General features: G+C 65.8%; 7 protein-coding genes. 1 reads left to right on the plus strand and 6 read right to left on the minus strand.

Annotation, left to right across the window (positions count from 1 at the left end):
• Positions 1-327: 327 nt before the first annotated feature.
• From accC to cutA, 6 genes are all read right to left on the minus strand, one after another.
• The gene (accC, locus tag I6U14_RS11305) at positions 328-1,668 is read right to left on the minus strand and encodes an acetyl-CoA carboxylase biotin carboxylase subunit (RefSeq protein ID WP_296899385.1); all 1,341 of its coding nucleotides are present in this window, start codon (positions 1,666-1,668) and stop codon (positions 328-330) included.
• Positions 1,665-2,126 carry an acetyl-CoA carboxylase biotin carboxyl carrier protein gene (gene accB / locus I6U14_RS11310; protein ID WP_296899386.1) on the minus strand — a complete coding sequence of 154 codons (462 nt, stop codon included), beginning with the start codon at positions 2,124-2,126 and terminating at the stop codon, positions 1,665-1,667. The genes accC and accB overlap by 4 nt, the downstream gene beginning before the upstream one ends.
• 79 nt (positions 2,127-2,205) lie before the next feature.
• Positions 2,206-2,655: a type II 3-dehydroquinate dehydratase gene (aroQ, locus tag I6U14_RS11315; RefSeq protein ID WP_296899388.1), complete on the minus strand. Its 450-nt coding sequence runs from the start codon at positions 2,653-2,655 to the stop codon at positions 2,206-2,208.
• 321 nt (positions 2,656-2,976) lie between these two features.
• Complete coding sequence (locus tag I6U14_RS11320) at positions 2,977-3,537, minus strand: TlpA disulfide reductase family protein (RefSeq protein WP_296899390.1); 561 nt, start codon at positions 3,535-3,537, stop codon at positions 2,977-2,979.
• Positions 3,534-5,948 (minus strand): protein-disulfide reductase DsbD, encoded by a 2,415-nt coding sequence (gene dsbD / locus I6U14_RS11325; RefSeq protein ID WP_296899392.1) that lies wholly within the window; start codon positions 5,946-5,948, stop codon positions 3,534-3,536. The genes I6U14_RS11320 and dsbD overlap by 4 nt, the downstream gene beginning before the upstream one ends.
• The gene (cutA, locus tag I6U14_RS11330) at positions 5,927-6,268 is read right to left on the minus strand and encodes a divalent-cation tolerance protein CutA (RefSeq protein ID WP_296899394.1); all 342 of its coding nucleotides are present in this window, start codon (positions 6,266-6,268) and stop codon (positions 5,927-5,929) included. Before cutA ends, dsbD begins: the two co-directional genes overlap by 22 nt.
• 249 nt (positions 6,269-6,517) lie before the next feature.
• Here cutA and I6U14_RS11335 point away from each other — a divergent pair, with 249 nt between their 5' ends.
• Positions 6,518-6,949: an FxsA family protein gene (locus I6U14_RS11335; RefSeq protein ID WP_296899396.1), complete on the plus strand. Its 432-nt coding sequence runs from the start codon at positions 6,518-6,520 to the stop codon at positions 6,947-6,949.
• Positions 6,950-6,968: the final 19 nt, after the last annotated feature.

Genomic DNA, 6,968 nt, shown 5'->3' on the forward strand with positions numbered 1-6,968 from the left:
GAAGATGCTTGCTACGAAGAGGCCAGGGCCACGTGGCTGTGCACGGGTTGCTGTGCGCGGGCCGGGGCTCGCGCGTGCCCCCTCCTCTGGCTCGGGTGGAGTGGGTGTGATGGTGGGGGAGATGGGTAGCGAGGGCATGGGGGGGGGGGTAGGGGATGGTGTTGAGGGTGGTGTGTTGAGGGGCGAGGGGTGAGTATCGACTAACGAGGAGCGAGGGCGCTAGGCGGCGAGTCGGCCGGGGAGCCCGCATTCAGTGGCTCGGTAGCTCATACCTCAGATGCAAGCAATCCGACTCGAAACTCGACACGCGCTACTCGAGCCTCGCCACTACAACCCCAGCTTCTTTTCCAAGTAATGAATGTTGGCACCGCCTTGCTGGAAGGCGGAGTCCTTCATGATCTGGCGATGGAGGGGGATGTTGGTGTCGATGCCCTCGATGACCGTCTCACGGAGCGCGTTGCACATGCGCGCCAGTGCGGCATCGCGATTCTCGCCGTGGGCGACCAGCTTGCCGATCATGGAGTCGTAGTAGGGCGGCACGACGTAGCCCGCGTAGATGTGGGTGTCAATGCGGATGCCGGGCCCACCCGGGGCGTGGAACTCCTCGATGCGCCCTGGGCTCGGGCGAAAGGTCTCTGGGTGCTCAGCGTTAAGCCGGCACTCGATGGCGTGGCCGCGCCACTCGATATCCGCCTGGCGGTAGCGCAGCCGCTCCCCCGAGGCCACCAGAATCTGTTCCTTGATCAGGTCGACGCCGGTGATCATCTCCGTTACCGGGTGCTCCACCTGGAGGCGGGTGTTCATCTCGATGAAATAGAACTCGCCGTCCTGGTAGAGGAACTCGAAGGTGCCGAGCCCCCGATAGCCGATCTGCTCGCAGGCCTTCGCGCAGCGCTCGCCGATGAATGCGCGCTGCTCCGGCGTGATGCCGGGCGCTGGGGCCTCCTCCACCACCTTCTGGTGGCGGCGCTGCATGGAGCAGTCGCGCTCGCCCAAGTGGATGGCATTGCCGTACTGGTCCGCTAGCACCTGGAACTCCACGTGGCGTGGGTTCTCCAGGTATTTTTCCATGTAGACCATATCGTTGCCGAAGGCCGCCCCCGCCTCGGCCTTGGTGAGCGAGATGGCGTTCAGCAGCGTCGCGTCGGAGTGCACCACCCGCATGCCGCGCCCGCCGCCGCCACCGGCGGCTTTGATGATGACGGGGTAGCCGATCTCCCGAGCGAGCTCCAGGGTACGTTTGTTGTTGCTGTCGATGGGTCCGTCTGAGCCCGGCACGCAGGGCACGCCTGAGTGCTTCATGGCCTTGATGGCGGACACCTTGTCGCCCATCAGCCGGATGGTGTCGGGCTTGGGACCGATGAAAACGAAGCCGGAGCGCTCCACCCGCTCGGCGAAGTCGGCGTTCTCGGACAGAAAGCCGTACCCTGGATGGATGGCGACCGTGTCTGTGACCTCCGCCGCACTGATGATGGACGGGATGTGCAGATAGCTGTCCCTTGACGGCGCCGGGCCGATGCAGACGGATTCGTCAGCGAGCAGCACATGCTTGAGCTCGCGATCGGCCTCCGAGTGAACTGCGACGGTCTTGATGCCGAGCTCGCGACAGGCGCGCTGGATGCGCAGCGCGATCTCGCCGCGGTTGGCGATGAGGATCTTCTCGATCATTCGATGACGAAGAGCGGCTGGTTGTACTCCACGGGCTGGCCGTTCTCCACGAGGATGCGGCGCAGGACGCCGGCCTTCTCGCACTCAATCTGGTTCAAGATCTTCATGGCCTCGATGATGCACAGGGTGTCACCGAGCTTGACCTCCTGCCCTTCCTCGACAAACGGCCTGCTGCCCGGTGACGGCGCCCGATAGAAGGTGCCCACCATGGGCGAGCGCACCAGCGACCCTTCGTCCGCCTCGGGCTCGGCCCCGGAGTCTGCGGCCGCCGCGGCCGCGACAACTGGCGATGCGGACGCGGGTGGGGCGCCGGTCGTCGGCGCCTGCATCACATAAGGCATGGGTGAGCTGCCGTGGCGGCTGATGCGCACGGACTCCTCGCCCTCGTGAATTTCGATCTCGGCGACGTTGGATTCTTCGAGGAGCTCGATGAGCTTCTTGACCTTGCGGATATCCATGATGCGGGTGTTTCCGGGGTTCCGGCTGGGGGTGTGCGGTTGTCTGGACCGTGACAGGCGAGGACGAGGCGACGGCGGGTCAGGCGACGCGGCTGCGGAGCCGATGCAGGGCCGCAGTGAGCGCCAGCTCATAGCCGATGGCGCCGAGTCCGCTGATGGTGCCCTCGGCGATGTCTGAAAAATAGGAGTGCTGCCGAAACGGCTCGCGCGCATGCACGTTGGAGAGATGCACTTCGATAAAGGGCAGTCGCACCGCGAGCAGGGCGTCGCGCAGAGCGACGCTGGTGTGGGTGAAGCCCGCCGGGTTCACTAACGCGAAGGCGGTCCCGTCGGCGCCTGCCTTTTGCACCGCGTCGATGAGGATGTGCTCCGCGTTGCTCTGAACCAGGCGCAGCTGGTGGCCGGCGGCCTCAGCTTGCCGCGTCAGTCGAGTGCCGATATCCCCCAGAGTGTCATGGCCATAGGTGTCCGGCTCGCGGCTGCCGAGCAGGTTGAGGTTGGGTCCGTTGAGGCAGAGGATCTGGGCCATGAGGCGGAGGGGCTCGCGGCTTGCCCGGCTTTGCCGCCGGGCATGAGTGGCTGCGCCGGCCGGGCGCGGTGGATTGGACGGGTTTCCAGATGGATTTGCACTGAGGGCTCGCGGTGTCTGCCAGGCCGAGCCGCCGGCCCGCATTTGTGACCGGATATACGACCGAACCGGGCGAAAAATGCCGGTTTAAGAGAGTAACTGCCGCGAACGGCCCACAACTGCCCCGGCCCACAACTGCGCACAATGTAAGGCAATCGCGCGCCAATTACAAAGCCCGAACGCGTCGGCTTTTGCCGAAGATCGCAGCGATATTGGCCCGGATCAGCCGGTTTCTTTGTCCAGCAGCGGCAGCACGCGGGCACGCACGACGTCTGCACTGATCTCGCCGGTGTGGCTGAAGACATGTCGCCCGAGCGGGTCGAACACGACGGTGAACGGCAGTCCGCCCGTGCGGTTGCCGAGCCGGCGCGAGAGGCCAACCGTGTCGGCGTCGCCGAGCAGGATGGGGTAGCTCACCTGGTTTTCGCTGAGGAAGCGTTGCACCGCTTCTGGTGAGTCGATGGCGATCCCGACCACTTGGAGCTGCCCCGGCCCCACACCGCGCTGGAGTTCGTCCAGCATCGGCATCTCGCGCAGGCAGGGTGGGCACCAGGTGGCCCAGAAATTGAGCACCACTACCTTACCGGCCCAGGCGTTGCTTGCCATCTGCTGGCCTGAGAGGTCCGGCAGACGCAGGTCGGGCAGCGTGGCGATGCGGCCATCGTCGCGGCCTGTGACAAGGTCGAGGTCCTGCTGCGCGAGCCAGCGCTCGCCGAACAATGCAGCGCCGATGCTGAGTGTGCCTGCCAGCACCGTCACCACGAGCACCTTTGCCGGGTTCACTGGGCGATCTCGTTGAGATGAGCGGCGAACTCCGTGGCTGGCACGAAGCCCACCAGCCGATAGCCACGCAGCTCGTCGCCGTTTTCGTCGAAGAAGAGCATCGCCGGCGGTCCCGGGATGCCGAAGCGCTCCTGCATCAGGGCCTTGTCCTCGGCATCGTTGGCGGTGACGTCGGCCTGAAGCACGACGAACTGGTCCAGCGCGGCGATGACGTTTGGGTCGGGGAAGGTGTAGCGCTCCATCTCTTTACACGACACACACCAGTCCGCGTAAAAGTCCAGCATCACGGGTTTGCCCGCAGCGCTGGCAGCGGCGACCTCGCGCTCCAGATCGGCCACCGTCTTGATGGGCGTGAAGGCCTTGTGCGCCGCCGCCTGGCCGCCACCCGCGGCGACGATGCCACGCAGCGGCTGGATGGTGTCCCGCCCGCCGGCAGCGGCACCGACGATCATGAGCACGCCATAGACCAGGAGCGCCAGTCCGAGCGCCTTCCAGAGCTTGGTCCAGCCGCCGGCCTCGTGCGTGATGCTGGTCAGTGCGCCCATGTAGACGCCGGAGGCAATGAGCAGCAGGCCCCAGAGCAGCATGGCCACCGCCGGCGGCAGCACGCGCTCGATGAGCAGGATGGCGACCGCCAGCAGCAGCACGCCGAACACCGCCTTGACGGCATCCATCCACATACCGGCGCGCGGCAGGAGCTTGCCGGCGGAGGTCCCGATGGCCAAGAGTGGCGCGCCCATGCCGAGCCCCAAGCCGAGCAGCGCGAAGAAGCCGAGCACCGCATCGCCGGTCTTGCCGATGAAAATCAGAGCGCCCATCAGGGGCGGTGCCACACAGGGGCCAACGATGAGCGCCGACAGGGCGCCCATGATGGCGGCACCAGCGAGCGTGCCGCCCTCCTGCTTGTTGCTCATTTCCGTGAGCTTGCTCTGCCAGCTGCTCGGCAGCTGCAGCTCGTAGAACCCGAACATGGAGAGCGACAGCAGCACGAACACCGCTGCGAATGCCGACAGCACCCAGACGTTCTGGAAGGTCGCCTGCAGGTTGGCGCCGAATAGCCCCGCGATAACGCCCACCACGGCATAGGTCAGCGCCATGGCGAGCACATAGGCCAGCGAAAGGAAGAAGGCCTTCCGCGTGGTGATGCTGTCGCCCTGGCCAGCGATGATGCCGGACAGGATCGGGATCATTGGGAAAACGCAGGGCGTGAAGGCGAGCAGCAAGCCCAGCCCAAAGAAAATGGCCATGGCACCCAGGATGCCGGCGTTCGCGAGGCGAGCCGCGATCTGGTCCTGCTCAGAGACGCGCTCGGGCGGGCCGCCGGCGTCGGCGCCCGCATCCGCCGCCGCGACGGATGCCACCTCGGCCAATGCCACGGTTTCTGTCGGCATCGGCAGGGCGAGGGCAATGCGCTCGGTGACCGGTGGATAGCAGATGCCGCGCTCGGCGCAGCCTTGGAATTTGGCCACCAAAGTGACGTCCGTGGGCTCAGCGACGCCGCGCTTGAGCGGTACATCCAGGCTCAAGGTGCCGTGGTAGATCGCCACATCGCCGATCGTGCCGTCCGGGCGTACCGTATCTGGCTTGATTTCCGCTTGCGGGAGCTCGTACTGCCCGATTTGCACGCCCTCCGCATCTTCGAGGGTCAGCTCGATCTTCTCCTCGTACAGGTAGGTCTCGGGAGCGATGTCCCAGGTGAGTCGGAGCAAGTCCGGTGCAGCGACCTCCGCATGGAAGCGGAAAGCCTCCTCCACTGGCAGGATGTCGTCGCCGATGCCGAGGCCCAGCGACTGCGGCGCACTGCCGCCGGAGAGGGCTTGGGCCATGCTCTGGGCGGGGCTTTGTGTGGCCCCCGGTGCTGCGCTCGCGTCGATCGCTGTGTCCAGTGCCGCCAGCTTCGGCAGCTCCAAGAGGATGCGCTGCTTCTGTGGCGGATAGCAGAGCCCGGCGTCGGCACAGCCCTGGGACTTGGCCTCCAGCGCCACGACATCGCCCGCATTCGCGCCGCGCTCGACTGGCACGGTGACCTCGACGCGGTCGCGGTAGATCTGGACCTCGCCGAAGAACTCGTCCTGCTTGGTCTTTGCCGGTGGCAGTTCCGGGCGGCCGAGGCGGATGCCGGGGCTCTCGCTCTCGAAGCGGAATTTGCTCCGATACATGTAATAGCCGGGCTCGATATCCCAGCTCACCCTTACCGCATCGGCGCCGGCCGGGGCACCCGAGATGCGGAAGGCCTGATCGGGCTGAAGGAATTCATCATCGGCCGCCGCGACGGCCGCCAGCGGCAGCACCAGCGCCACCACCAGGGCCAAGAATCCGAGGAGCGGTAGGAGCGGGGCGGCGAGGGGCGAGTGACAGCGGTGCGGGCAGAGGCGGCCCGCTGCGTAGGTCAGGCGGTGGTAGTGGTGCATTGGCGAACCCAGTCGAGATAGCTGTCGTGGCCGGCGGTGATGGGGTGTGCGATCACCTCCGGCACATCGTAAGGATGCAGGTCGCAGATCCGTGCCGTCAGTGCGCTCAGGCGCGCACCCGTGGTTTTGATCATCAGCAGCGCTTCGTTGTCGCGCTCAATCTTGCCTTGCCAGCTGTAGACCGAGACGGCGCCGGGCAGGATGGTCGCGCAAGCGGCCAGTCCCTCTTCGACCACGGAACCGGCAAGGGATTCGGCAACCACAGCGTCCGGACAGGTGCAGAAGACCACATGGACCTGGGCGGCGTTGCGTTCGGACATCACGGATGTCGGTCTCTTGGTGCTGTGCTGACTGATGATGCGGTCGATGCGCGGCCTATGTCGCAGGACTCCCCACGTTTTGCGCGCCCGCCGGCGGCCGCATAGCCTAACGGAATTCGCTCTGACGGGACGCCGGGGTTTGAATCGGCTTAATCCGGACAGACGTTCCGGATTTACCCCGGCCGCGGACGTAGTCGCTCAGTAGCGGCGTCAAGCTTCGCCGTTCCTTTCGTACCCGAGACCTGTCTCATGTGGCTCTTCCTTCTGCTCTTCGTCGGCGCGCCGCTGATCGAGCTGTATTTCCTGATTCAAGTGGGCTCCGTTATCGGGGCACTGCCTACCATCGCATTGTCGGTGCTGACCGCCATCATCGGCGGCGCTCTGGTGCGCATGCAGGGGCTCCAAGTGCTGCTGCGGGTGCGTCAGGCTATGGACCGCGGCGAGGCCCCGGCGCTGGAGCTGATGGACGGAGCCGTGTTGTTGGTCACGGGATTTTTGTTGTTGCTGCCGGGCTTCATTACAGACATCGCGGGTTTTCTGTTGTTGATCCCACCGCTGCGCCGAATGCTGGTGCTGCGGTACGTGCACATTGAGGCCATCGGCCCCCGCTCCGAGGGCGGACCGCCGGGCGGGGGCCACCTGCCCCGGTACACCGCCCCCAATTTCCGACACGAGAGCTGATGAGGTCTACCGGGCGGCG

The sequence above is a fragment of the Thiohalocapsa sp. genome (genome assembly GCF_019695415.1).
GTDB lineage: Bacteria > Pseudomonadota > Gammaproteobacteria > Chromatiales > Chromatiaceae > Thiohalocapsa.

Excerpts from the sequence above, each read along its gene's own strand:
- accC (WP_296899385.1), bottom strand. The coding sequence starts at position 1,668 with ATGATCGAGAAGATCCTCATCGCCAACCGCGGCGAGATCGCGCTGCGC.
- I6U14_RS11335 (WP_296899396.1), top strand. The coding sequence starts at position 6,518 with ATGTGGCTCTTCCTTCTGCTCTTCGTCGGCGCGCCGCTGATCGAGCTG.
- cutA (WP_296899394.1), bottom strand. The coding sequence starts at position 6,268 with ATGTCCGAACGCAACGCCGCCCAGGTCCATGTGGTCTTCTGCACCTGT.
- aroQ (WP_296899388.1), bottom strand. The coding sequence starts at position 2,655 with ATGGCCCAGATCCTCTGCCTCAACGGACCCAACCTCAACCTGCTCGGC.
- accB (WP_296899386.1), bottom strand. The coding sequence starts at position 2,126 with ATGGATATCCGCAAGGTCAAGAAGCTCATCGAGCTCCTCGAAGAATCC.
- dsbD (WP_296899392.1), bottom strand. The coding sequence starts at position 5,948 with ATGCACCACTACCACCGCCTGACCTACGCAGCGGGCCGCCTCTGCCCG.